22 protein-coding genes are annotated in these 24,553 nt (G+C 59.1%); 6 read left to right on the forward strand and 16 right to left on the reverse strand.

Annotated elements, in window-relative coordinates; genetic code table 11:
• Positions 1-195 precede the first annotated feature (195 nt).
• The 3 genes from fusA to rpsL all read right to left on the reverse strand — a co-directional run bounded on the left by fusA (position 196) and on the right by rpsL (position 3,357).
• Positions 196-2,289, reverse strand: a complete 2,094-nt coding sequence (fusA, locus tag HDF15_RS18900) for an elongation factor G (RefSeq protein ID WP_184258347.1) — start codon at positions 2,287-2,289, stop codon at positions 196-198.
• Between the two features lie 97 nt (positions 2,290-2,386).
• Positions 2,387-2,857 carry a 30S ribosomal protein S7 gene (gene rpsG, locus HDF15_RS18905; protein ID WP_184258349.1) on the reverse strand — a complete coding sequence of 157 codons (471 nt, stop codon included), beginning with the start codon at positions 2,855-2,857 and terminating at the stop codon, positions 2,387-2,389.
• Positions 2,858-2,973: 116 nt separating this feature from the next.
• On the reverse strand, positions 2,974-3,357 hold the full coding sequence (gene rpsL / locus HDF15_RS18910) for a 30S ribosomal protein S12 (RefSeq protein WP_014263802.1): 384 nt from the start codon (positions 3,355-3,357) through the stop codon (positions 2,974-2,976).
• Positions 3,358-3,913: 556 nt separating this feature from the next.
• Between rpsL and HDF15_RS18915 the strand changes: the two genes are divergently transcribed.
• The 3 genes from HDF15_RS18915 (at position 3,914) to HDF15_RS18925 (ending at position 9,310) form a co-directional block, all read left to right on the forward strand.
• Positions 3,914-4,606 carry a GNAT family N-acetyltransferase gene (locus HDF15_RS18915; protein WP_184258351.1) on the forward strand — a complete coding sequence of 231 codons (693 nt, stop codon included), beginning with the start codon at positions 3,914-3,916 and terminating at the stop codon, positions 4,604-4,606.
• A gap of 29 nt (positions 4,607-4,635) precedes the next feature.
• Complete coding sequence (locus HDF15_RS18920; RefSeq protein ID WP_184258353.1) at positions 4,636-6,636, forward strand: S9 family peptidase; 2,001 nt, start codon at positions 4,636-4,638, stop codon at positions 6,634-6,636.
• A 211-nt stretch (positions 6,637-6,847) separates the two neighbouring features.
• Positions 6,848-9,310, forward strand: coding sequence for a hypothetical protein (locus tag HDF15_RS18925; RefSeq protein WP_184258368.1), 2,463 nt, complete (start codon positions 6,848-6,850; stop codon positions 9,308-9,310).
• 98 nt (positions 9,311-9,408) lie between these two features.
• Here the strand turns inward: HDF15_RS18925 and nusB are convergent, their stop codons facing one another.
• Both nusB and ribH read right to left on the reverse strand, forming a co-directional pair.
• A complete protein-coding gene (nusB, locus tag HDF15_RS18930) occupies positions 9,409-9,834 on the reverse strand; it encodes a transcription antitermination factor NusB (RefSeq protein ID WP_014263798.1) in 426 nt (141 codons plus the stop codon).
• Positions 9,834-10,700: a 6,7-dimethyl-8-ribityllumazine synthase gene (gene ribH / locus HDF15_RS25565; RefSeq protein ID WP_221314516.1), complete on the reverse strand. Its 867-nt coding sequence runs from the start codon at positions 10,698-10,700 to the stop codon at positions 9,834-9,836. The genes nusB and ribH overlap by 1 nt, the downstream gene beginning before the upstream one ends.
• A gap of 242 nt (positions 10,701-10,942) precedes the next feature.
• Between ribH and HDF15_RS18940 the strand changes: the two genes are divergently transcribed.
• The gene (locus tag HDF15_RS18940; RefSeq protein ID WP_184258370.1) at positions 10,943-11,737 is read left to right on the forward strand and encodes an enoyl-CoA hydratase/isomerase family protein; all 795 of its coding nucleotides are present in this window, start codon (positions 10,943-10,945) and stop codon (positions 11,735-11,737) included.
• Positions 11,738-12,107: 370 nt separating this feature from the next.
• Here HDF15_RS18940 and HDF15_RS18945 read toward each other — a convergent pair whose 3' ends face one another.
• A complete protein-coding gene (locus tag HDF15_RS18945; RefSeq protein ID WP_184258372.1) occupies positions 12,108-13,223 on the reverse strand; it encodes a carboxypeptidase-like regulatory domain-containing protein in 1,116 nt (371 codons plus the stop codon).
• Positions 13,224-13,456: 233 nt separating this feature from the next.
• Between HDF15_RS18945 and HDF15_RS18950 the strand changes: the two genes are divergently transcribed.
• Both HDF15_RS18950 and mctP read left to right on the forward strand, forming a co-directional pair.
• Complete coding sequence (locus tag HDF15_RS18950; RefSeq protein WP_260331185.1) at positions 13,457-13,816, forward strand: hypothetical protein; 360 nt, start codon at positions 13,457-13,459, stop codon at positions 13,814-13,816.
• Positions 13,817-13,910: 94 nt separating this feature from the next.
• Positions 13,911-15,413 carry a monocarboxylate uptake permease MctP gene (mctP, locus tag HDF15_RS18955; RefSeq protein ID WP_184258377.1) on the forward strand — a complete coding sequence of 501 codons (1,503 nt, stop codon included), beginning with the start codon at positions 13,911-13,913 and terminating at the stop codon, positions 15,411-15,413.
• 332 nt (positions 15,414-15,745) lie between these two features.
• On the opposite strand, the gene HDF15_RS18960 is transcribed toward mctP, so the two are convergent.
• The 10 genes from HDF15_RS18960 to pstC all read right to left on the reverse strand — a co-directional run bounded on the left by HDF15_RS18960 (position 15,746) and on the right by pstC (position 24,536).
• The gene (locus HDF15_RS18960) at positions 15,746-16,264 is read right to left on the reverse strand and encodes a Dps family protein (RefSeq protein WP_184258379.1); all 519 of its coding nucleotides are present in this window, start codon (positions 16,262-16,264) and stop codon (positions 15,746-15,748) included.
• A 94-nt stretch (positions 16,265-16,358) separates the two neighbouring features.
• On the reverse strand, positions 16,359-17,285 hold the full coding sequence (pyrB, locus tag HDF15_RS18965) for an aspartate carbamoyltransferase (protein ID WP_014263790.1): 927 nt from the start codon (positions 17,283-17,285) through the stop codon (positions 16,359-16,361).
• Between the two features lie 10 nt (positions 17,286-17,295).
• A complete protein-coding gene (locus HDF15_RS18970; RefSeq protein WP_184258388.1) occupies positions 17,296-18,552 on the reverse strand; it encodes an amidohydrolase family protein in 1,257 nt (418 codons plus the stop codon).
• On the reverse strand, positions 18,539-19,360 hold the full coding sequence (gene pyrF, locus HDF15_RS18975) for an orotidine-5'-phosphate decarboxylase (RefSeq protein ID WP_184258390.1): 822 nt from the start codon (positions 19,358-19,360) through the stop codon (positions 18,539-18,541). The genes HDF15_RS18970 and pyrF overlap by 14 nt, the downstream gene beginning before the upstream one ends.
• A 24-nt stretch (positions 19,361-19,384) precedes the next feature.
• Entirely contained in the window at positions 19,385-20,026 is a 642-nt protein-coding gene (gene pyrE, locus HDF15_RS18980; protein WP_184258393.1) for an orotate phosphoribosyltransferase, read from the reverse strand.
• Positions 20,019-21,086 (reverse strand): hypothetical protein, encoded by a 1,068-nt coding sequence (locus HDF15_RS18985; protein WP_184258395.1) that lies wholly within the window; start codon positions 21,084-21,086, stop codon positions 20,019-20,021. Before HDF15_RS18985 ends, pyrE begins: the two co-directional genes overlap by 8 nt.
• A 92-nt stretch (positions 21,087-21,178) precedes the next feature.
• On the reverse strand, positions 21,179-21,844 hold the full coding sequence (gene phoU / locus HDF15_RS18990) for a phosphate signaling complex protein PhoU (RefSeq protein WP_014263785.1): 666 nt from the start codon (positions 21,842-21,844) through the stop codon (positions 21,179-21,181).
• Positions 21,844-22,602 (reverse strand): phosphate ABC transporter ATP-binding protein PstB, encoded by a 759-nt coding sequence (gene pstB, locus HDF15_RS18995; RefSeq protein ID WP_014263784.1) that lies wholly within the window; start codon positions 22,600-22,602, stop codon positions 21,844-21,846. The genes phoU and pstB overlap by 1 nt, the downstream gene beginning before the upstream one ends.
• On the reverse strand, positions 22,603-23,490 hold the full coding sequence (gene pstA / locus HDF15_RS19000) for a phosphate ABC transporter permease PstA (protein ID WP_184258397.1): 888 nt from the start codon (positions 23,488-23,490) through the stop codon (positions 22,603-22,605). It abuts the gene before it with no gap.
• Positions 23,490-24,536, reverse strand: coding sequence for a phosphate ABC transporter permease subunit PstC (pstC, locus tag HDF15_RS19005; protein ID WP_184258574.1), 1,047 nt, complete (start codon positions 24,534-24,536; stop codon positions 23,490-23,492). The genes pstA and pstC overlap by 1 nt, the downstream gene beginning before the upstream one ends.
• Positions 24,537-24,553: the final 17 nt, after the last annotated feature.

Raw genomic sequence — 24,553 nt, forward strand, 5'->3', positions numbered from 1 at the left:
GTCGTCTTGCCGTGATCAATGTGACCAATCGTCCCGATATTCACATGCGGTTTGCTGCGATCAAACTTTTCCTTCGCCATGACTCTCTCCGTAGTTATGTGTTGCGAAATCTTGCCTTGCGGCGTTTTGCGCGCGCCGGCTAGACTTCACCGGCTCCAGCGCGCGGCTGGCTGTACTGCAATCTCGTGGTCGTACTTACTTCGCGTCCTTACCCTGCACCTTGGCAATAATCTCTTCCGAGACCGAGCGAGGGGCTTCCTCGTACTGCTTGAACTGCATCGAGTAGTTTGCACGGCCCTGGGTAGCACCGCGCATGTGAGTCGCATAGCCAAACATGGTTGAGAGTGGCACGCTGGCGCGAATTGCCTGCGTATTACCCACCATCTCCATACCTTCAATGCGGCCACGGCGAGCGTTCAGGTCGCCGATGATTGTGCCCATGTAGTCTTCGGGAACGGTTACTTCCACAGCCATCACAGGCTCCAAGAGAACCGGCTTCGCCTTACGGGCCGCTTCCTTGAACGCCATCGAGCCGGCGATCTTGAATGCCATTTCGTTCGAATCGACGTCGTGGTAGCTGCCGTCATAGAGCGAAACCTTCACATCGACCATCTCGTAGCCAGCCAGAACGCCGCCAAGCATCGCTTCCTGGATGCCCTGATCGATCGGCTTGATGTACTCCTTGGGAATCGTGCCGCCCTTGGTATCGTTCGAGAACTCATAACCCTTGCCAGGCTCGTTCGGCGAGACGCGAATCTTCGCATGGCCATAGTTACCCGAACCGCCGGTCTGGCGGATGTACTTGCCTTCCGCTTCGGCGTTTCCGCGGATGGTTTCACGGTAGTTGACCTGCGGCTTGCCGACGTTGGCTTCAACCTTGTACTCGCGCATCATGCGATCAACGATGATCTCAAGGTGCAGCTCGCCCATGCCGGCAATGATGGTCTGGCCAGAGTCGATATCCGTACGGACGTTGAAGGTCGGGTCTTCCTGCGCCAGCTTCGAAAGCGCAACACCCATCTTCTCCTGGTCAGCCTTGGTCTTCGGCTCGACAGCAACCTCAATGACCGGCTTGGGGAAGTCGATCGATTCAAGAACGATCGGGTCCTTAGCCGAGCAGATGGTATCGCCGGTAACCAGGTTCTTCAAACCAACAGCGGCGCAAATATCGCCAGCCATGATCTCAGTAATCTCTTCACGCTTATTGGCGTGCATCTTCAACAGACGGCCAATACGCTCAGTCTTGCCGGTGCGCGGATTCAGCGTCGTGTCGCCGGTCTTGAGAACGCCAGAGTAGATGCGGATAAAGATGAGCTGTCCGACAAAGGGATCGGTCATGATCTTGAAGCCGAGCGCCGAAAGAGGCTCACTATCGTCAGCCTTGCGAACAATCTCTTCCTCCATATTGTCGGGGTTGTGACCGATCATGGGAGGAATATCGAGCGGGCTGGGGAGATAGTCGACGACAGCGTCGAGCAGCGTCTGCACACCCTTGTTCTTGAAAGACGAACCACAAAGCACAGGGAAGATATTCATGGCGATGGTCGCCTTGCGGATACCAGCCTTGAGCTCTGCCTCGGTCGGCTCAGAGCCTTCGAGGAAGTGATTCATAATCGTATCGTCGGAATCGGCAACAGCTTCGATCAGGACGCTACGGGCAGCCTTGGCCGTATCAAGCAGAGCCGCAGGAATCTCTTCGATAGAGTACTCCGCACCCATCGTCTCGTCGTGCCAGAGGATAGCCTTCATCGTAACGAGGTCGACGACGCCGGCAAACTTTGCCTCGGCCCCGATCTGAATGTTGATAGGAATCGCACGCGCACCAAGGCGATCAACGATCGTCGAAGTTGCGTAGACCGCATCCGCGCCGGCTTTGTCCATCTTGTTGATGAAGCAAACCCGGGGAACCTTGTACTTATCGGCCTGACGCCAGACCGTCTCGGACTGGGGCTGAACGCCGGCGACCGCATCAAAACAGGCGACTGCGCCATCGAGTACACGCAGAGAACGCTCCACCTCAGCGGTGAAGTCCACGTGACCCGGAGTATCGATGATGTTGATGCGAATACCGTTCCAGGTGCAGGTGGTCGCAGCAGAGGTGATCGTGATGCCACGCTCCTGCTCCTGCTCCATCCAGTCCATGGTTGCGGTGCCCTCGTGCACCTCACCGATACGGTGATTGACACCCGTATAGAAGAGGATGCGCTCGGTCGTCGTCGTCTTGCCGGCGTCGATGTGAGCCATGATGCCAATATTCCGACATTTTGCGAGAGGTACTGTGCGTGCCACGATTCGTATCTTTTCTGCGAGCTTGCGCTCGCGGTCAGCCAAACTTCAATCGGCGCAGGAGTCTTGCTGTCTCCTGTCCCCTATTTCCAATCCGCAACTACCAGCGGTAGTGAGCGAAGGCCTTGTTTGCTTCAGCCATACGATGAACGTCTTCCTTCTTCTTCATCGCGGCGCCGCGGCCGTTAGCCGCGTCCAGCAGCTCAGCCGTGAGCTTCTCAACCATTCCCTTTTCGCCACGGGCGCGACCGTAGGTCACGAGCCAGCGAATCGCCAGCGAGGTGCGGCGCTCAGGATTGACTTCGATCGGCACCTGATAGTTCGCACCGCCAACACGGCGAGACTTCACTTCCAGCATGGGCTTGACGTTCTCGACAGCCTTCTTGAAGAGCTTGAGGGCTTCATCGCCACCCTTCGCTTCGAGGTTGGTCATCGCCTCGTAGAAGATTCCCTGCGCGGTGGACTTCTTACCACCCCACATCATGCTGTTGACGAACTTCGTTACCAGGGTCGAACCGTAAATCGGATCGGATGCGACTTCACGCTTGGCGATGTAACCTTTTCTAGGCATTCTCTTCTTTCTCGTCTTCCCTCAGCGCGGTGACTTCTCACGAGCTGAGCTTGTTCTTGCTTTTCTTTTGTCATCCCCGCAGGGAATCTGCTTCCCTGCGGGCCCGTCACAAATCTTTACTTGGCAGCAGCCTTCGGACGCTTCGCGCCATACTTCGAGCGGCTCTGCTTGCGGTTGGCAACGCCGACCGAGTCGAGCGTTCCCCGAACCACGTGATAACGAACACCCGGCAGATCCTTCACACGGCCGCCGCGGATGAGCACAATCGAGTGCTCCTGCAGGTTGTGGCCGATGCCCGGGATATAGGTGGTGACCTCAATGCCGTTGGTCAGGCGAACACGCGCAACCTTACGCAGCGCCGAGTTCGGCTTCTTGGGGGTCTGAGTGTAGACGCGAGTGCAAACACCACGACGCTGGGGCGAACCCTGCAGCGCAGGTGAGGCGGTCTTGTAGCGGGTCGGCGTGCGGCCCTGCTTTACGAGCTGATGAAACGTAGGCACTGTAAAACTCCTTCGGAACTACCCGAGGCTACATTCTTTCGGGTATTGCCCAATTTGCTATGGGCTCGATGCAGGGCAGCTCCTATCGCGCTACTTCCGGCGCACAAACGCACAGAAGGCGAGACGTGTGGACACGCCTCGGCGAAGTTCTGAATCCTGCACGCGGCCGTACTGCTCACTGCGTGTACTGCAACTACTCAAAGGCAAATAACAGTCGACGGTGACCGAGAGGTTCAGAGCATCGCTCCAAGTCCGGCTCCGTTTCGCTGTTCCGGCCCACATAGCCCGTCCAAGGTGGAGGGTGTCGCAGGCGCGATCGATAGGCTAACGCCAACCGCAGACTTACCGACTCCCCTCATCTGCTATCCGTGGGAATCCTGCGGTATATCTCTTGTATCCAGTGTAGCGCAGGCACTGAAGCCTTGCCTGCCGCTAGAACCTCTTGCTGACGGTACGTTCCGGATACTCGCGGAACCTTTTTACTGTAGCAAGAGAGTGGTGGGGCGTCAAGGAAATTGCGGTCTCCGCTATGCTGGTAACAGGAATTTACCCAATTTTGAGCATCGATCCCTTCGCCAACCCGGTCTGGAATGCGCTGCAGACGACCCATCAGGGGCTCGCTCTGACCGCAGGAAGAGCCTGCAAGTACCCGCAGGATGTCGCTCCCTTCGCCGCAGTGGCCGAAAACACCCCCGAAGCGCTCCGCGAGCTGCATTCCCTGCTTCTGCCCGGCGAGAGCACCCATGTAGTCAATGAAAAACCGCCGGAGGTAGCTGGCCTGCTTTCGGAGGGCACCTTTGCCTGCCTGCAGATGGTCTTCCCGCTGGCATCAGCCCTCCCTGAAACGAAGCCCATCGAAATTGCCCCGCTCACCTGTGCCAATGCAGCCGCCATGGTGGAGCTCACCTCGATTGCCTTTCCTGGCTTCTTTCGCAGCCGTACCTGCTTGATGGGCAGTTACTACGGCGTATGGGAGAACGGAAAGCTGATCGCCATGGGAGGCGAGCGGATGATCATGAATCCCTGGCGTGAGATCAGCGGCGTCTGCACCCATCCGGAACACCGAGGCAAAGGCTATGCGCCGCGAATCATGACGCAGTTGCGGCAGAACCACCGCGACGCCGGTCGCACCTCGTGCCTGCACGTGGCTTCGGCAAACCAGACCGCCATTGAGCTCTATCGGCGCATGGGGTTTTCCGTGCTGCGCGAGATTCAGGTTCACCGGATATCGAGAATCAATTCTGATTAATACGCACTCTCAGTGATACGCTTTCGTGCATGAACTTATTGCCGAGCTGTACCCGCCTGCCTCTCCTCGCAGCCTGTCTTTTCCTCCCCACAGTTCCAGGCTTGACGCAGGCGACAGCACGCGTCAATGCTCCGGGAGCCGTAGCAATCTCTCCCAATGGTTCGACCCTGGCGTGGACGCTACGCGGCCGTGAGGACTCGACGATCCACGTTGCAGAACTGGCGCACTTTGACGACGCCAAGCTGGTCACACCACACGGTACCAGCGACTGCTCCAGCGGGTCCCCCGTCTGGTCGCCCGATAGCCAGACGTTGGCCTTTACTTCCTCCTGCACCGGCAAGGATGCCAAGACGGACCAGGAACAGATCTTTCTGTGGTCCAAAGCAACAGGCGAGATCAAGCAGCTCACGCATGTGACAGGAAACATCGAACAGCCTGCCTGGTCGCCGGATGGCAAGCAGATCGCCTTTCTGTTCGTGAAGAACGCTACGCGCTCGGCCGGCGCGCTCGACGCGATGAAGCCGTGGGACGGCGTCATCGGCGAAGATGGCGTAGAGATTCAGCAGGTTTACGCTGTCAGCACCGCCGATGGGCAGGAGAACTGGGAGACAGCTCCCAGCCTGCACGTCTACGAATTTGCCTGGTCGCCCGACTCCCGGCAGGTTGCCTTCATCGCCGCGAATCCTCCGGGAGAGAACAACTGGTGGATCGCAAAGCTCTACGCCCAGACTGTGCTTCCACGCGGTGAACAGGCGCATGAGGAACCTGCCGTTGTCCTCGATCCGAACACCGTCACCGGCCCGCTGCATGGCCTCCAGATCGCCGTTCCCCGCTGGTCGCCGGACGGCAAGCGCATCGCCCTTATCGGCGGCCTGATGAGCGATCAGGGCTCTACCGGCGGCGATGTCTGGGTCGTCGACGCGAAGGGCGGCGAGCCCACCGACATCACCCCCAACATCGATGGCACCCCCGGTTTCGAAGCCTGGATTAACGACAAGAGCGTCGGCTTCGTCGAAGACCGCCGCGGCCACACTGTGCTATCGGACTACAACGTCGCCACACGGTCGATGATTCCGGACAGCGTCATCGACCTGGGTGAAGCGACGGTCAGCGGCGGGCAGATCAAGGACGCCGTCGGCTTCTCCAGCAATGGCGTTCTGGCCTTTGTGAAGAGTGGCCACGACATGGCGCCAGAGCTGTGGGCCGGCGCCGGCGATGCTCTCCGCCAGATGACGCACCTGAACGACGGCGCAAAGCCGCTCGCACGCACCGAGTCCATCGAGTGGGAGAACGAAGGCCTCCACGTACAGGGCTGGTTGACCTATCCGAAGAACTACAATCCCGCCAAAAAATATCCGATGATCGTGACCGTGCACGGCGGCCCCTCAGCCTCGACCGGCTCGCGCTGGGGCGGTTCGTCATGGGCCGAGGAAGGCTACTTTGAATTCCAGCCGAATCCGCGCGGCAGCTTTGGCCAGGGCGAAGCCTTTACACAGGCCAATCGCAAGGACTTCGGCTATGGCGACCTTCGCGACATCCTCAAGGGGATGGACGCCGTCGAAGCGAAGGTCTCCGTCGACAAGAACCGTGAAGGGCTGACAGGCTGGAGCTACGGAGGCTTCATGACCATGTTCGCCGTCACGCAGACCCATCGCTTCCGCGCAGCCATTGCGGGCGCAGGTCTGAGCGACTGGCTGAGTTACTACGGCGAAAACTCTATTGACCAGTGGATGATTCCGTTCTTCGGCGCCAGCGTCTATGACGATCCGGCGGTCTACGCGAAGAGCTCAGCGATCACCTACATCAAGAATGTGAAGACACCGACGCTCGTCATCGTAGGCGATCGCGATGGCGAGTGCCCCGCGCCGCAAAGCTTCGAGTTCTGGCACGCGCTGCGCGATCTCGGCGTCAAAACACAGCTCGTGATCTATCCAAATGAAGGCCACGGCTTCCGAAACCCCGATCACATTCGCGACCGCAAGGAGCGCGAAGTGAAATGGTTCGCGGAGAACATGCCGGAAAAGCAGTAAACGAGAAGTAGCAACCAGGCAACAGCGAGAGTTGGGGAGTATCTGCGACCGCCAGAGAACCCCAATTTTCGCTGTTTCCTATTCGCTGTTTGGTATTTCTGTCTTTCCCATTTGCTCGTGGCCCGTCCAACCCCTAAACTGGACACTCGGAGTTTCAGCGGTTGGCGGTTTGACCGTTCAGCTTGAGTTCCGGTTGGACGGGGAGGTCTGAGTGCGGCGGTTAGTCAGTCTGTTGGTTCTTATTTTCTTTACTGTGCCTTTCGGCCTGTCTGTGGCCGGTTGCAGCAAGAGTACGCCTGCGCAATTTTGCAACGGCCTGGACTCCGGCCCGGTCGTTGGACAGGTAGCGAGCATTACGTTGTCGGCCACGCTGGCAACAACCGACGAATCGCTCAGCTATGGCCAGATCGGCCAGGCACTCAATGCGAACGCCATTGACTGCAAAGGCAATGCGGTCTCGGTCAAGTCGTTTACCTATGCCACCTCGGATACGTCGCTGACCAATGCCGACATCAATCCCGGAACCGGTTCGGTATGCGCTGGTTCCTGGAACCGCAACTCGGGCTCGGGTATCGCCGACTTCACCACCTGCACTGCTCCGAAGGTGCCTTCGTCGACCCACCTGTACTTCGTTACGGCCACGGGGAACGGTGCTACCAGTAACGCGATCCCCGTCTATGTGCATCCGACGGTAACCAGCGTCACCATTGGAGGTGGAACCCCAGCATGCCAAGGCGGACCAAATCCCACGGTAACGGATCCCTCGAGCGAGTGCTGCCCGACGGCCACCACCGCTCCCTCTACGAACGTCATCTACGACGGAGTCAGTTGCCTTTCGCAGACCCAGACTGCCAGGCTCGTGGCAAAGGTCTACACCAATGGAACGACGAACCCCGCTGACAATATCACCTGCGACGTTGGCAACCTGAGCTTTGCCGCGCAGGGAACGAATAACGTCGTCACCATTGACGAGAGCGGCGTAGCCACAGCGCAACAGCCTGGTTCAGCCACGATCACCGCTACCGTCTCGAGTTCAGGTTCGGCCGACACAGCAGGGTACTTCTCCACCTGCCCGCCGGCGTCGATCGTCCTCACCGCTCAGGGACAGCCCAACCCCCAGGGCCCCATCAGCGTCGCTCTGAACAACACGCAGCCGTTCACAGCACAGGTACTGGATACACTCGGGCACGCCATCACTGGGCTCACCCTGGAGTACACCTCGACCACCCCGGAGACACTTCCTGGCGCGGCCACGGTTACCCCTATATTCCCAGGATCGGCAACCATTACCGCCGTCTGCCAACCGGGTAACAGCGGCGGCTGCAACCCAGCCCCGTTCAGCCAGATCGGACTGAACGGCAATGGCAAGCCAATTACGTCGAACGGCATTACAGTCAACACCGTCGCCAACAGTTCTACGGTGCTGTATGTCGCCAGTACGCAGTCGCAGTATCTCTACCCGCTGGATTTCACTACCAACCAGCAGCCTCCCCTGGTCAAGTTGCCGTACGTCCCGAACTCGATGGTGATCACCCAGGACGGCACAACCATCTATATGGGCAGCACCCAGGCGCTCATGACATTTGCCACGGCGAGCAATTCAGTGTCTTCGGCTAATACCAACGTCGTCGGCTCAGTACTTGCCGTTTCACCCGATGGTTCAACACTGGCGGTAACAGACCCTACACGGCAGACAGTCACACTGGTTTCCAGCACCGGCACGATCACAGCAACCTATAACGGTGTTGGAACCCACGCGGAATGGTCTCCTGACAGCCAGACTGTTTACATCACCGGAACCGCTCAGTCTGCCACCCCTGGAACACTGGGCCCTGCGCAGTTGCTGGTGCACTCGCTCTTCAACGGCTGGACGGCAATTGCGCCGGATCAGCCCTATAACGACGTGGCGGTGATGGTTCCAGCTATTGGAGCCTACTTTGCCGGGGATAAGAGCACCGAGGCCCGCAGCTATTGCTCCAGCAGCAGCTTTGGCGCCGGCACTCCGCCTATCGCCACAAACGCTCTGTATCCGATAGCCGATACCAATGCAACCGCCCTCACCGATCGTCTGGCTGCAACGGCAGATGGCAAGCACATCCTTGGAGCGCAAGCTTCGGGATTAATTCTCTCGGACGTCAGCGTTACGCTGCCAGCCACTTCACAAAATGGTATTGCAACCCTCCAGGCCTGCCCCACGGTCGTCCCGCCGAATTACTTCACCAGCTCGGCCATGACCTATCCGCTTACGGGTGTTACAGCCACCAGCATTACCGGCGTAGTCCCTGCGAGCAGCTCGACAGTATCGTTCGTTACCTACATGGGTTCAAGCGGAATTCTGCCGATGTACCTCATCCCCGGTTCAGGCGGCAAGGGCACGATCACTCCCGTCACCCTGACAGGCGGAGCGAGCCTGGCTCCCGTGGCAGGTGTCTTCAGCACCGACAACCTGAGCTTCTATGCAGGGACGTCGGGTGACAACCTGGTTCACATCATCTCAGTCAACACCAGCGGCTCAACGCCAACGGCAGCCGATTCAGGCACTCCGATTGTGCCGAACCTTCCCTGCGCAACCGGCAGCACCTATATCGTCGCCACTCCTCCCTGCCCGGCCAATGTCACGGTCGGCACACCCAACCTGCTGGTACAGCGTCCGAAGAAGTCCACCACGCTGTAAGTCATAAGCACTGCAATAAGAAAGGCCCTCCAAATCGGAGGGCCTTTCTTATTGCAGTGTTTTCTGTTTCCTGATTCCTGGATCTGTTTTGCTGCTTTTTATAGCTTCAATCGGACTTCCAGCAACTCGCGTCCGATCGCATCCAGAACACCATTCAGAAAATGAATGCTCTCCGGTGCGGCATAGCGGCGGGCGATCTCCAGCGTCTCATTGATGATGACCGCGGCGGGTGTCTTGGGATATCCCACCATCTCCGCGACAGCTGTGCGCAGCAGGTTACGATCGACGACCGGCATACGCTCCAGCCGCCAGTTCTGCGCATGCTTCTGGATCAACGCATCAACCTCGTCCTCGCGCTGCGTAGCGAGGCGATGGAGATCGTCGGCAAAGCCGCGCGTCTCGTCATCGACATCTTCGCGCGACGCCCAAAACAACTCTTCGACCTCTTCCGGCTTCTGCTTGCCGAGGTCGCCCTGGAAGAGCATCTGCATGGCTAACTCACGGGACTTGCGGCGGGTGCCCATTAGTTCTTCCCTGCCAGCTTGCCTTGAATCGACGCCATCTCGATGACCGCAATCGCCGCCTCGAAGCCCTTGTTCCCAGCCTTCAGTCCGGCGCGGTCGAGCGCCTGTTCGAGCGTCTCGCAGGTAAGAACACCAAAGCCATGGGGAATGCCGGTCTCCTGCTGCGACTGCCCGATCCCGCGCGCGACTTCGGTGTAGATGGCCTCATAGTGCGCCGTCTCGCCACGCAGCAGAACACCCAGGGTGATCACACCGGCGAAGCGCTTGGACTCGGCCAACGTGCGTGCGGCGGAGGGAATCTCCCACGCACCGGGGACGCGCACAATCTCGACGTCGTCCTTCGCACAACCGCTGCGATGCAGCGCATCGAGCGAGCCCTGCAGCAGGCGATCGGTGATCACCGCGTTCCAGCGCGCGACAACGATCGCAAACTTTTTGCCTGCCGCCGAGAGGTCACCTTCCACGGCGATCGGACGGTTGTGGAGAGGATTCTCCGACTCCCAGAAACCAAGCTGCAACCCGGCCGCAAGATCGACCGTGAAGAGGCGCGAGTTCCAATGCGTCGGCGCAACCTCGGTGAGCTTCGCGGCGCTGACGTTCTCTGCGCTCTGCGCGGCAAGCCAGCCCTGCACGGCAGCATACACAGCATCCAGCTGCGTAACCTCGACCAGCAGCCCCGGAACGGCGGGTGCACGGCCGGTAATGAGCTCCAGATTCCCTACCGGAGCGAGAAACGCCGCACCGCGTCCGGAGCTGTCGTTCCAGCCCTTGCCTTCTTCAAAACCCAATGCGCGAAACAGGCTGTTGAGCCTGTCGAATCCTTCGTCCGAAGCGATAGCCGCAACCGATGTAATTCCCTTAATCATAGGTTCGATTGTATCGTCAGCTTGGGGTAAAGCAGACACTGTGGGGTGAAGCGTTCATGGAAGACATCTTTGTTTTGAAGGGGCAGAACTTGAGTTCCGCCGTTCAGTCCTCTTTGACACTGTGGCTTTAGCCACGGAGGGAATATCCGCTTGTGGAGAGTCTCTCCGTGGCTAAAGCCGCGTTATATTTGCAGTTGTTTCCGTACGGCCTGAAGGCCGTACCCTTCAAAAGGGGTGATTTTATGTCCGAACCAATTCGTCACAAGACACTGCGGCACGAACGTGAAGGCGCGATTGCAACCGTCACTCTCGATCGCCCCGAGGTACTGCACGCGCTCGACGCCACGATGTTCGATGAACTCGTGCACACCTTCAGCACGCTGGCGAGTGACGAGGCCGTGCGCGTCATCCTGCTGACCGGTTCAGGCGACCGCGCCTTCGCCGCCGGCGCGGATATTCGCGGCCTGCTTGAGACCGATGCTCTCTCCGGCAGACAGATCTCCGATCGTGGCCAACAGGTCTTCGCGCAGATCGAGCGCTGCGGCAAGCCGGTGATCGCCTGTGTGAACGGCGTCGCGCTGGGCGGCGGCTGCGAACTGGCCCTGGCCTGTACGCTGCGCATTGCCAGCGACAAGGCGCGGCTCGGCCTGCCGGAAGTAAAGCTGGGGCTCATCCCAGGCTATGGAGGGACGCAGCGGCTGACGCGTCTGATCGGTCACGGCGCGGCCCTGCGCATGATGCTGACTGCAAGCATCGTCGATGCTCATGAAGCACTGCGGATCGGGCTGGTGGAAGAGGTTGTGCCTGCGGCAGAGCTGATGGCGCGCGCACGGCAACTTGCCGAGACGATTGCCGTCATGGCGCCGCTGGCCATCTCCGGCGTGCTGGAAGCGGTCGACCGCGGCCAAGGATTGCCACTGGCCGAAGGCCTCCGCGCCGAAGCAGATATCTTCGGACGGCTATGTGGTACGGCTGACAAGCAGGAAGGGCTGACGGCGTTTCTGGCGAAGCGGCCCGCAGTCTGGCAGGGGAGGTAGGGGAGGGCTCAGGGCTCAGGGCTCAGGGCTCAGGGCTCAGGGCTCAGGGCTCAGGGCTCAGCAAATGCAAACACGACACAGTTGCTATTTGCTTTTATCTTTGCTTTTCTAGTTGTCATTCCCGCAGGGAATCTGCTTCCTCCCGCTTTTGCCAGTGCCACCACAAGCATTGTCAGATCAAACCGGATGCAGTTCTAATTCACATATTTTAGAGGTGGCACGAACGAAGAACGGGAGGAAGCAGATTCCTCGGCTGCGCCTCGGAATGACAACCAAAAAGGCAAGAACAACAGCAAGACAACGACAGAAGCAAAGACAAAGGCAGCTACGTTCCGCTGTCCTCTAAACCCTGAGCCCTACGCCCTGAGCCCTACTTCTTGCTTGAATGCGTTGTGAGCTTACGCAGGACGAACTCCTGCAACACGTTGCTCGCACCATTGAAGGCTATGCCGACCAGCCCGTTGGAGATAGTCAGGCCCGCGCCCTGGCGGCTGCTGGCGGGATAGTAAAAGTTCGAGAGGCCTGCGGCACTGAAGTTGCCCAGGATGCCGGAGTAGCTCGGCTGCCAGCGCCCGTTATCGCCCCGAATGATGACCGCCGTCGACAGCGCATAACCTGCCCGTGACCAGAAGCTGCCGGTGCCCTTGTAAAAGTATCGCGGGTCCTGCCGGAAGAGGATCGGAAACACAGCACCGCCAAGAATATTGCCGGTACTCTCGGTAGCCATGCCAGCGCCAAAGCGCTTCCCGTAGCCTTCCGCTCCCCGTCCGAACCCGGGATAATCGTTCTGCCATTGCTGGATTCCTGCAAATCCCGCTTCGATCACAAAGCTTGAAGGATCGATCGTGGACTTCCACGCAAGCTCGAACTTCTGTCTCTTCGCCATCGGAGGGGCGTTCCAGTCATAGGAGACGTAGTAGTTGGGAATAGCTCCCACCAGTCGCTGCTGCTCCGCAGCCTTTACCTCTGGCTCCGCCAGTTCGTAGCGCGAGAGCGTTACATCCACGCTCGTATGGGCGGTCGCTACGCGTAGAACGATCTTCGGCACCAGATAGGTTTCGCCAGCCTGCATGGTTCCCGAGGTGAGGGTGGGTTCGAGCCCTTCGCAGGTGACCGTGAGCTTGAAGTCTCCCGCTGCTACGTCCGGAAAGACAAAAGCTCCCCCGGCGTCGGTCGTCGCTTCGCGCGCCTGCGCAGAGCTCCCCGTCACAAGCGTCACATGGGCCCCTGCGACCACAGTTCCCCCAACATCGATCACGATGCCGCTGATGCTTCCAGGAAGCTGTCCTTGAGGCGTTACGACCTGTGGCGGCGTTACCGCCTGTGGCGTGGCTGCAGGCACGGATGGCTGCTGAGCACAGGCCAGGATTGGCAAAAACCAGAGAAAGACGCACGCAAGCAGAAGCTCCGAAACCGGCAGACGCCACCAACGGTCCATGTCGCCCGTAGTTCGGGTACTCCACATCTTCTGAGAATAGCCGAACACCACTAGTTCTCCTCCAGTTTCTAAAACGCAGCCAAAGCGGCGCTTGTTATCCTGTTGCGGTGAATACACGCGCCCTCTGCCTCTCTCTTCTGCTTGTCCTGCCCCTCGCCGGTTGCCACGGACACTCCACCTCGGCCCCTGCCAGCGCTCAGGCCGTCGCCGACCAGCATGCAGTGTTAGAAGCAGAAAGGGAGCAGTTGGATAGCATCCCTCCTCCCTCGAAAAACCGATACATGGCGGTGCATACCTATGAAAGCTGGGAGAACCCCTACGTCACCGTACAGGCCGGCATGGTAACCCTACATGTCCTGCTGGCTGACGCCAACACCAGCGACTACGGTGCAGGCGGCATCCTTCGCCCTGTCGGCGCACGGCGGCAGGAGCTGAACCTGAGCATGGAGAAGCTGGGCGAGGCCATCAGTGCGGTCCCACAAACTTCCTGGCCCTATGGTCGTGTCATCGCGATCGAAGAAGCACACAAGGTTCCAGCCAGCGCCCAGCCGCAGGTCCGCCGCACCATGGAGACCGCCGTTGGAACCCTCAACGATCTCGGCATCGTAGTCTACGACCTGAACGACGGAAAGCTGCAGTAGCAGGAAGTAGGCAACAGCGCTTTTGTTCTTGCTTTTGCTTTTCTGGTTGTCATTCCGAGCGCAAGAACAACGACAACAGCACCACCAATTCCCTATGCACACCACAGCCCTCGCGGTCTTCTGCTTCTTCTTTCTCTTCGTCACAGTGGCAGGCTTTATGGCCGCGCGCTGGCGCAGACCCGATGCCGGAATGCACTCGCTGGAGGAGTGGGGTCTCGCCGGGCGCAGCTTCGGCACATGGATTACGTGGTTCCTGGTCGGTGGCGATCTCTACACGGCCTACACGGTGATTGCCGTCCCCGCAGCACTCTACGGCGCGGGCGCCATGGGCTTCTTTGCGTTGCCCTATGTCATCATCGCCTACCCCTACATGATGGTCGTGATGCCGAGGCTGTGGCGCGTATGCCAGCACAACGGCTATGTGACACTGGCCGACTTCGTGCGTGGACGCTATGGCAATCGCTGGCTCGCGGTAGCGATTGCAGTCACCGGCATCCTCGCACTGATGCCCTACATCGCGCTGCAGCTTGTGGGCATGCGCGTCGTCTTCAGCGTGATGGGTCTGCACGGCGAAGCGCCACTGGTCATCGCCTTCCTCGTGCTCGCGGCTTACACCTACTCGAGCGGCCTGCGTGCGCCTGCGGTCATCGCCATCGTCAAAGACGTGATGCTGTACATCATGGTCGCTGCCGCGATCATCCTTCTGCCGATCAAGCTCGGTGGCTACGCTCATATCTTCACCGTCGCAAATCAGCAGCTCTCCCTGCATACGCCTCCGGGATCGATCTTCCTGCGTCCCCAGCAGTTTCTCGGCTACTCGACGCTGGCCATCGGCAGCGCGATCGCGCTGATGCTTTATCCGCATACCGCGACAGCCATCCTCAGCGCCAGGGATGGCAACGTCATCCGCCGCAACGCCGCTCTGCTGCCCGCGTACAGCTTTCTGCTGGGGCTGGTCGCCCTGCTCGGATTCATCGCCCTGGCCGCAGGCGTGGCGACGAAGGACACCAGCGCCGCCGTTCCATTGCTCTTTCTCAAGATGTTTCCAGAGTGGTTCGCCGGCTTCTGCCTGGCGGCCATCGCTGTTGGAGCGTTGGTGCCCGCGGCCATCATGTCGATTGCCGCGGCAAACCTCTTCACCCGCAATCTGCTGGGTGAGTTCCGCCGCACCAGGTTGAGCGACCGCGGCGAATCGACCACGGCGAAGATCGTGAGCCTCGCCGTAAAATTTGGCGCGCTGGCCTTTGTGCTCAAGCTGCCCACGCCCTACGCCATCGAGATGCAACTACTCGGCGGCATCTGGATCGCGCAGCTCTTTCCCTCAGTCGTCATCGGGGCCTTCACCCGCTGGATGAATCCTTGGGCACTGCTCTGCGGCTGGGCCGCAGGCATGTTCTGGGGCACGCAGATGGCCGTCTCCCTGGGACTGAAGAGCTCCGTGTATCCGCTGCATCTCTTCGGTGGAACCTACGCAATGTACGCCGCCGTGCCCGCCCTGTTATTGAACCTTCTAATCAGCACTTCGCTGACACTCCTGCTCCGTTCCCTGAAGGTTGGAGAAGGCTCCGATGCGACGGTTAGCGAAGACTACGCTTAATGAAGTCAAGAAGCTATCCCCTATGTTCTTGGTTCAATCCCCCACAAACGCGTCATCCTGAGAGTCTGTGGGGGATTGAATAAGAACGTAGGGGTACAGCAATTTCTTCTGGGCTGTACAGCGGAATCGACAAGCCGTAAAGATTTCCATCACAGACAGAACCTATGCTTGACCCACAGCGTCAAACACCGGGCGGCGCGTTTCTACAACACCAACGCGGACGAATCGGCACAGCGGACGTGGACAAGTCCTGAGCCGACCTCATCGTCCTCAAGTCCAAGAGGCATACCTTTGCGGTATGCCTCTTGGACTTGGTACCTGACGAAAGCCAGTTAGCCCTTACGTGTGCTCTCGAACAGGAACCAGCTACGGCGCTGTGCTTCATCGATCCAGTTCTCGAGCAGGCTCGTCGTTGCGACGTCACCGGCTTCATCGCACAGATCGTGTGCGGCGCGCATGCTCAGAACGAGTGCCTTATTGTCCTCGCGAAGCTCGCTCAGCATGTCGAGCGGATCGACGTACTCGGCATCGTTATCCTTGATGCGTTGCAGCCGGGAGATCTGCCCGATGGAGCGCACAGTGATGCCGCCGATCTTGCGTACACGCTCAGCGATATCGTCTGTGATGGCAAAGATCTGTTCGCCCTGCTCATCGAGCAGCAGATGATAGTCGCGGAAGTGCGGACCGCTCATGTGCCAGTGGAAGTTCTTGGTCTTGAGATACAGCGCGAATACATCCGCCAGCAGCGCATTCAGAGCGCCTGTGATGTTCTTCACCGCCGCCGGGGCGATATCGCTGGGAGTCGTCAATGGAGCCTTGCGGCGTGCGAGCAGATCCTTTTTCTTTGCCATCGTTCTTTCCTCCTGGTTCAGTAATCCGTTTCCTTGAATATGTGATTCCGGCGAACGCTCCGGGGTTTCATAATCGGAGATTCGGTCGCCCTCACTACGCCAGCAGATAATTCAAGAGCGCCATGCGAATATACAACGCATTCTTCGCCTGGCGGAAGTAGGCTGCACGCGAGTTCGAGTCTACCTCTGGAGCAATCTCGTTGACCCGCGGCAGGGCGTGCATAATGATAGCGTGCCGCTTCAGCTTGTCGGCAATCTTCGAGTCGATCAGGTAGACGTCCTTGATGGCCTCATACTCCTGCGGCGATTCGAACCGCTCCTTCTGAACCCGCGTGACATAGATTACGTCCGCCGATTTGATGCTGGCTCCAAGCTTGTCGCTCTCTCTGAAGTTCACACCCTTCCGCTCGAGATGCTGAATATACTTCGCCGGCAGGCGCAGTTGCGCAGGCGACACCAGGTCGATCTGCACCCCCGGATACAGGCAGAGCAGCGGAAGCAGCGAGTGGATCGTTCTTCCATAGAGCAGGTCACCGACCAGCGCAACGCGCAGGCCTTCCCTGCCACCCAGCTCTTTCTCGATGGTATAAATATCCGCAAGCGCCTGCGTCGGATGCTCTCCAATGCCATCGCCCGCATTGATCAACGGCACGGGAGACATCTTTGCAGCAATCTTCGCCGTGCCCTCTTCAAAGTGACGCAGAGCGATTACATCCGCGTAACCGCTGATCACGCGGATAGAGTCGGCGATGGACTCACCCTTGGTCGCGGAAGAGCTATCTCGCGCATTCTCGACAGTAAGAACACCGCCGCCAAGCTTCTGCATGGCCGCTTCAAAGGACAGCCTCGTCCTCGTACTCGGCTCATAGAAGATCGTCGCCAGAATTCTTCCGCTCAACGGACGCGCCAGGGTACGCTGCGCATCGTCGCGTTCCATCTGTGCGGCGGACGCGAACAGATGCTCCTGCAGGGGCCGATTGAGTAGCTGTGTCGTGCTGATGATGTGCTTGAGTTTTTGCATAGGGAAAACTTTACGAAGCCTGGTGGACCTGTCCGTTCAAGACCGTGTAGCGAACGCTGCCGGGGAAAGTATAGCCCTCGAAGGGCGACCAGGCGCACTTCGTCTTGACCGACTCGCGAGTGACGGCATACGGCGTCTTCATATCCAGAATCGTCAGCGAAGCCGCATAACCCGGCGCAATCAGGCCAAAGCCCTTCCCCAGGCTGGCGGGAAGAAACTCGCGCACGAACACTCCGGGGTTGAAGGCACACACGCGCGAGATATCGCAGGCAGTGAAACCATGCTCTGCCATAAGCCACGTCGCGAAGGCTCCGTAGGTGTCCAGAAGCGGAACGCCGCTCACTCCTTTGAGCTTCTCTTCTATCGTGTGCGGAGCATGGTCGGTCGCGATGTAATCCACCAGGCCGCTCTTCAGCGCTGCGATCAGGGCCACGCGATCGCTCGGGCTGCGCAGCGGAGGATTCATCTGCAGCCAGAGCCGGTTCTCGTCCGTGAGCATGCTGTCGTCGAAGAACAGATGGTGCGGAGTCGCCTCGCAGGTCACACGGACGCCGCGAGCTTTGGCGGCGGCAATCTTCTTCAGGCCGTCTCCCGTCGAGTAGTGGCACAGCTTTCCAGCCAGTTCGTACTTCTCGATCAGATACAGCGCGAACTCTGTCGCAGTGATTTCGGCCGATGCCGGACGCTTCTGCTCATGCGTAGGAGCGTGCTTGTGCGCTTCCAGGATCTCAGGATCTTCGCAGTGAAAGCTGACGTTTCTTCCGCGGTAGTTCGCAATGGCGGCTTCAAGCTGCGCCTGCGAACGAAAGAACAAATCGCCAACGGACGGCCCCATAAACGCCTTGTAAGGCACATGCCGATGCAGCGGCTGCGTCTGCGGGCCGATACCGGCGTAGAGAGTGACGTGGACAGCAGACTTCTTCGTGAGAAGTTCTTTCGCAGCGTACTTCTCATCGTCGATGGGCGCGACCGGATTGTTCGGCATGTCCGCAACCTGGACGACTCCACCGTGAATCGCAGCATTCGAGTTGGTTACGAAGTCTTCCTTATAGCATTGCGTTCCGCTGACGTCTTCGCGCGCATGGATGTGCAGGTCGCCAAAGCCGGGGAACAGAATGCACCCCTCTGTTTCCAGGTCGCTTCGCCCCTCTTTGGGACCGACGTGCTCGATTAATCCCGTGGTGGTATTGATCTCAATCGCGCCTTCGAACTCGCGATCGTGATTAGCAATCCTGCCTTCAATGCGAAGCCTTTTATCGACGGACATGGACGCCCTCCTTGGCCGCGTTGATGGCATCACGAACGCCCCGTGCAGAGGCTGCAGGATCGTCACTGAAGATGATGTCGCGCGAAGAGCTGATCATCAGTCCACGGCCTTCGGTATCGAGTCCCGCTGAAACGACCGCGGCAACATCTCCGCCCTGAGCTCCAACGCCCGGGACCAGGAAGGTCGTCTGCGGCGCTACTGCGCGTATCCTGCGCATCTCGTCCGGGTAGGTCGCGCCCACGACAAGCATGCAGTTCCCGTTCTTATCCCACTCCTGGCTCACGCGTTCGGCAACGATCTGCCAGAGCGGCTTGCCATTCGTCTCCAGGTCCTGGAACTCCCCCGCGCCGGCGTTCGAGGTGCGGCAGAGGATGATGCACGCCTTATCGCTCCGCTCCAGAAAGGGTGCGAGCGCTTCTTTGCCCAGGTAGGGATGCAGCGTAATGGAGTCGAACCCGAACTTATCAAAGATCGACTCGACATACCCTCTATTCGTGTTGCCGATGTCCGCGCGCTTGGCGTCGCAGATGGTTACGATCTCTGGATATTCATCACGAAGATATTGCATCGTAAACGCCAGCGCGGTAAGCCCCTGTTCCCCGCATGCCTCGTAGAACGCCATGTTGGGTTTGTACGCGGCCGCGTACTCGTGCGTCTGTTCGATGATCCATTTGTTGAACTCATATTGGGGATAGTCAGAGGACTTGAATTGCTCTGGAATGCGGCTGAACTCGGAGTCGAGACCGACACAGAGCAGCGAACGGATCGCATCGGCTCTCCGGTTATATTTTTGCAGGATCGTATTCATCTTCCTCGATTGAAAAACACGTCTCTATTCAAGTCCGTGGCGCTTTGCCCAGCCATGCGGTTCGCGAAGCCAGTCTCTCACGATCGCCGCGCCCGCTTCATCGAGGGTCGCGCGCTCGATGGCAATCTGCAGCACAGCTTCAAAGGTCGTCAGCGCATGCAGCCGGACACCGGCCTGCGCGAAGTTCTCAATGGCTTCCGGAAAGTTATAGCTGATGATCGCCAGGCAGTCGCTCACGATCGCGCCTTCCGCACGCAGAGCTTCAACGGCGGAGAGGCTGCTGCTTCCCGTGGTGACCAGGTCTTCAATCAGCACCACCTGCTTGCCGGAGACATCGCCGCCTTCCACACGCTTCTTCGCACCGTGACCCTTGGCTTCCTTGCGGATAAAGATGGAAGGCTTCTTCGCCGAAAATCCAAACGCAGCGCTGTGAGGGATTCCCGCAGCCTCGATTCCACCGACGACATCCAGCGGAATCTGCTTCTCTTCTACAAGCTGTTCAAAGCCATGAATCACCTTCGCCCACTGTTCCGGATGAAAGGGGAATTTGCGGTTATCGCAGTACACCGGCGATTTAATTCCCGACTTGAAGGTGATCGGATCGCGCGGCTTGAAGCCAACGCCCTGGATGGCGATCAACGCCTCTGCGATCTCGTAACTACTCATGGACAGCTCTCTTGATCTCCTGCGCCAGCAGCGGATTCCACATCGCAGCCGTGGCGGACATCACAACGTCCGCACCAGCCTTGCGGTACTCGTCATAATCGGCAGCACTGCCTGCGCCACCGACGCCGACGATCTCGTACTTCAGCCCAAGCTTCTCGCGCAACCCGGCAAGCCGCCCTGCCATATCGACACCAGCCCACTTGATGGAGTGCCCGCAGACTCCGCTACGCAGACGGCCCTCACCAGGCAGTGCCTGGTTGCCGTCCTTATCGACGATCTCCGTGGTGATGGTGTTGATAGCGGCGATGCCGTCGACGATGGGGCCAAGCTCCTTGATGAGCGTCTCCAACCGCGCGTTATCGGCAAAGTAGGCAAGCTTGACGACGAGTGGCACGCTGCCAAGCTCGTTCTTGATCGTCTCAACGACCTCGCGGCTGCGCTGAACATCGAAGCACAGAAGCTCGGCGGTGCCCTCGTTCGGGCAGCTCAGGTTGACCTCGACGATCTTTACCCCGGTCTCCTTCAGCAGCCTGGCCCCCAGGGCAAAGTCGGCGAGATAGGAAGCAACACTGCCGTTCTCGGATTTCGTCCCCTGGTAGCTCGCCACAACAACCTGTCCCTTGCGGGCATGCGCCACAGCAGACGCCAGGTCCGGCTGCCAGAAATCGGGGTCGAACGAAGGGACGCCAAACGAGTTCGTAATGGAGAGGGGCTCGGTGTAATCGGGACGCGTCACCAGGCGAGATTTGTCGGGCGTTAGATCGCCTTCAACCTCTACAGGGAGGACATTCGGCCAGGAGTGGCTGGGAAATTTGTGCGTGCGGACGGTCTTGTAGACCGGAATATCGAAGCCCTTGTCCAGGGAGGCCTTGACGAAGGCACCGTTCACCAGGGGACCGGCAGGAATTCCAAAGGGAGTAAAGACCGCATTCCCTAAGAACTGATACTTCGGTTCGCCAGCTTGTTCGTAGGAGGAGGAGTCGGCAAAGAGACCGAAAGGGCCATGCTCAAAATTGCCCTGGTATGATCTTGCCGGGTCATAGAAGGGCTCGGAGAACATGTCGTCAGGGGGCTCCTATCTCATCGAGAATATCACGCTGAGACCGGAGGGTAGAAGGGTGCCCTGTGGCTAATCAGACACAGGGCCAGATATTACTCTTCTGCGATAGCACCGTGACGCACATCCGCACCGCGTACCCAGAAGATCACGTCTTCCGCGATATTCGTCGCGTGGTCGCCCACCCGCTCCAGGTTCCGCGAGATGATCAGCGCGTTCAGAGCCTGCGGCGTCATCTCGGGCCGCTCGCCAATCAGCGAACTCAACGACCGGAACGCCGCGGAATTCATCTCGTCGACCTGATCGTCGAGCGCGAGCACCGCCTGCGCCATATCGGCATCGCCCTCAATGAAGGCCTGCAGCGCCTTGCGCACCATCGCCGAGGACAGCGAAGCGAGCTTGGGAATATCGACCGGCACATCGACGTTGGCGAACATTCCCAGGTCCTGCACACGCTGAGCGATGTTCACCGCCTGGTCGCCTACGCGTTCCAGGTCGGCGTTGATGCGGATGACCGCGATGATGAAGCGCAAGTCGACAGCCATCGGCTGTTCCATGGCCAGCAGATCCAGCGCGGCCTGATCGATCTCGCGTTCCATGCGGTTGATCGCCGGCTCGGAGCGCAGCACCATCTCGCACAGACCGAGATCGCGAGTCGAATACGACTCGGTGGCGCGTTGAATGGCTTGCTCGACTAGACCGGCCATGACCAGCAGCCGTTCTTTCAACTCGTCCAGGTTCTGCTGGAATTTGATTCGCATCAACCGAATCTCCCCGTAATGTAGTCTTCCGTGCGCTTGTCAGAAGGATTAGTAAATATCTTATGCGTCTTATCGAACTCTACTAAAGTACCCGTGAGGAAAAAGCCGGTATGCTCCGCCACGCGAGCGGCCTGCTGCATATTGTGCGTCACGATTACGATCGTGTACTGGCTCTTCAGTTGAAAGATCAGGTCTTCGATCTTAGCGGTAGACACCGGGTCGAGCGCGCTGGCAGGCTCGTCCATCAACAGGACTTCAGGATCGACAGCCAAAGCGCGCGCGATACACAGCCTCTGCTGTTGACCGCCGGAGATGCTGGCGCCGGACTTCTTCTTCAGGTCGTCCTTGACCTCGTCCCACAGCGCCGCCGACTTCAAGCTGCGCTCGACGACCTCGTCGAGCACGCGCTTGTTGCGGAATCCGTTCAGCTTCAGGCCACTCGCAACGTTGTCGTAGATGGACATCGTAGGAAAGGGGTTCGGCCGCTGGAAGACCATGCCGATGCGGCGGCGAATCTCAACCGGCGCGGCATCCTTGTAGATATCGATGTCGCCAATGCGTACCGTACCCTCCGCGCGGGCGATCGGGTTCGTCTCGTGCATACGATTCAGGCAGCGGACAAAGGTCGATTTGCCGCAACCCGACGGCCCAATGAGAGCAGTCGCATGATTCGCGGGAATATGCAGATTGATGTCCTTGAGCGTGTGTGTCTGTCCATACCACGCATTCAAGTTTTCGACGCGAATGTCGGCTCCCACCTAATGCCCTCCTTTGAGCACGCCACGATTGGCAAAGATTCGCACCAGCGTCACCGAGACCATGATCATCGCAATCAGCACCAGAGCTCCGCCCCAGGCCAGACGATGCCACTCATCGTAAGGCGAGATCGCATACTTATAGATCTCCAGCGGCAAGGCTGCGATAGGCTCCTTGAGACTGAAGCTCCAGAACTCATTACCGAAAGCCGTAAAGATCAGCGGCGCGGTCTCACCCGCAACGCGCGCGAACGCGAGCATACAGCCGGTGATAATACCCGGCGAAGCGGTTCTCAAACTTACCGATAAAACGGTCCGCCACTTCGGAATTCCCAGGCCGAGCGCCGCCTCGCGGATAGCGTGGGGCACGGTGGCCAGCATCTCTTCGGTGGTGCGCGTGATGGTCGGCACCATCATGATGGCCAGTGCCACTCCACCGGCAAACGCCGAATAGTGCTGCTGCTTCGCCACGATCAGCGCGAAGGCAGCCATTCCCATCACGATCGACGGCACGCCGTTCAACACATCGGCGGTAAAACGGATGATGTTTCCCAGCAGCCGTCCCTGTCCATACTCGGCCAGATAAACGCCGGCACCGATACCTACCGGGATTCCCAGGAGACTCGCCAGCCCCAGCACCACACCCGAGCCGACGATGGCGTTCGACATGCCGCCGCCCTGCTCTCCAACCGGTGCCGGGATATGCGTAAAGAAAGCAAAGTTCAGCGAACTGGCACCCTTGTAGATCAGATAGCCGAGAATCGCCACCAGCGGAACCAGCACCACTATGGTGCTCAGGATTGCCAACCCAGTCACGAAGTGATCGGTCACTGTCCGTCGGGCTTTATTCAGGCGCTCAAAGTTCGCGGAGCGGATTGGAAGAGACCCCATTAGACAGCCCTCGCCGAGTTTCCGCGCGTCACAGCCCAGACCAGCAGCCGCGCAATCGCATTGACCACAATGGTCACGATGAACAGCGCCAGGCCGATCTCGATCAGGGCGCTGACGTAGAGGTCTCCGGTAGCCTCCGAGAACTCATTGGCGATCACGCTCGCCAGTGTCGTCGCCGGAGCGAAGAGACTCTTGCTGATATCGGGGTGATTGCCGATGACCATCGTCACCGCCATCGTCTCGCCGAGTGCACGGCCCAGGCCGAGGATCACCGATCCCACGATACCGATGCGCGCATTGCGCAGCACGCTCATGCGGATCATCTCCCAGCGAGTCGCTCCCAGAGCCAGGGCGGCTTCCCGCTGATGAATCGGCACGGCCTTCATGACGTCACGGCTAATGGAGGAGATGACGGGAAAGATCATGATGGCCAGGATGACGGCGGCCGTCAGCATACCGACACCAAAGTTCGGGCCGCCGAAGAAGCCCGTCCAGCCAAGATATTTCTGCAATAGCGGGCCGACGTTGTCGCGCATGATCGGCACCAGGACAAAGATCGCCCAAAGGCCATAGATAACGCTGGGAATCGCGGCGAGCATCTCGGTCAGGAAGGCGATAGGCCCGCGCAGCCACTGAGGGCAGATCTCCAGCAGGAAGATGGACACGCACAGAGCCAGAGGAACCGCCAGGCAGACCGCGAGCAGCGAGGAGACCACCGTTCCCCAGATGAAGGGCAAGGCGCCGAAGTCGCCCACGTTCGGGTCCCAGGCGCTGCTGGTAAAGAATTTCCACCCGAAGGTGTGCATGGACAGCTTCGAGTTCAAAACCAGAACGGAGAGAATGAGCAGCACGATGAAGAAGATGCTCATCGCGCAGACGACCATCATGCCCTGAAAGGCGCCGTCAGCGAACTTGCCTGAGCTCTTGGACTGCAGGAAGCTGCGGATAATGGAGGGTGGTTTAATCACTTCGACAACGGGCCCCGTAGCTTCAGAGCGCTCCGGAAGAATGGTTTGAGGAAGCTGGATGGAACCTGGCTCATTCATTGGCACTCGCTCTGCGT

The sequence above is a fragment of the Granulicella mallensis genome, assembly GCF_014203225.1.
GTDB lineage: Bacteria > Acidobacteriota > Terriglobia > Terriglobales > Acidobacteriaceae > Granulicella > Granulicella mallensis_A.

Bases quoted from the DNA above. Each gene is read 5' to 3' on its own strand.
- nusB (WP_014263798.1), bottom strand. From the start codon at position 9,834: ATGGGCACCCGCCGCAAGTCCCGTGAGTTAGCCATGCAGATGCTCTTC.
- HDF15_RS18920 (WP_184258353.1), top strand. From the start codon at position 4,636: ATGAACTTATTGCCGAGCTGTACCCGCCTGCCTCTCCTCGCAGCCTGT.
- rpsG (WP_184258349.1), bottom strand. From the start codon at position 2,857: ATGCCTAGAAAAGGTTACATCGCCAAGCGTGAAGTCGCATCCGATCCG.
- pyrF (WP_184258390.1), bottom strand. From the start codon at position 19,360: ATGAATACGATCCTGCAAAAATATAACCGGAGAGCCGATGCGATCCGT.
- mctP (WP_184258377.1), top strand. From the start codon at position 13,911: ATGCACACCACAGCCCTCGCGGTCTTCTGCTTCTTCTTTCTCTTCGTC.
- pstC (WP_184258574.1), bottom strand. From the start codon at position 24,536: ATGAATGAGCCAGGTTCCATCCAGCTTCCTCAAACCATTCTTCCGGAG.
- ribH (WP_221314516.1), bottom strand. From the start codon at position 10,700: ATGATTAAGGGAATTACATCGGTTGCGGCTATCGCTTCGGACGAAGGA.
- HDF15_RS18950 (WP_260331185.1), top strand. From the start codon at position 13,457: ATGGCGGTGCATACCTATGAAAGCTGGGAGAACCCCTACGTCACCGTA.
- pstA (WP_184258397.1), bottom strand. From the start codon at position 23,490: ATGGGGTCTCTTCCAATCCGCTCCGCGAACTTTGAGCGCCTGAATAAA.
- HDF15_RS18970 (WP_184258388.1), bottom strand. From the start codon at position 18,552: ATGTCCGTCGATAAAAGGCTTCGCATTGAAGGCAGGATTGCTAATCAC.
- pyrB (WP_014263790.1), bottom strand. From the start codon at position 17,285: ATGCAAAAACTCAAGCACATCATCAGCACGACACAGCTACTCAATCGG.
- HDF15_RS18985 (WP_184258395.1), bottom strand. From the start codon at position 21,086: ATGTTCTCCGAGCCCTTCTATGACCCGGCAAGATCATACCAGGGCAAT.
- phoU (WP_014263785.1), bottom strand. From the start codon at position 21,844: ATGCGAATCAAATTCCAGCAGAACCTGGACGAGTTGAAAGAACGGCTG.
- pyrE (WP_184258393.1), bottom strand. From the start codon at position 20,026: ATGAGTAGTTACGAGATCGCAGAGGCGTTGATCGCCATCCAGGGCGTT.
- HDF15_RS18940 (WP_184258370.1), top strand. From the start codon at position 10,943: ATGTCCGAACCAATTCGTCACAAGACACTGCGGCACGAACGTGAAGGC.
- HDF15_RS18960 (WP_184258379.1), bottom strand. From the start codon at position 16,264: ATGGCAAAGAAAAAGGATCTGCTCGCACGCCGCAAGGCTCCATTGACG.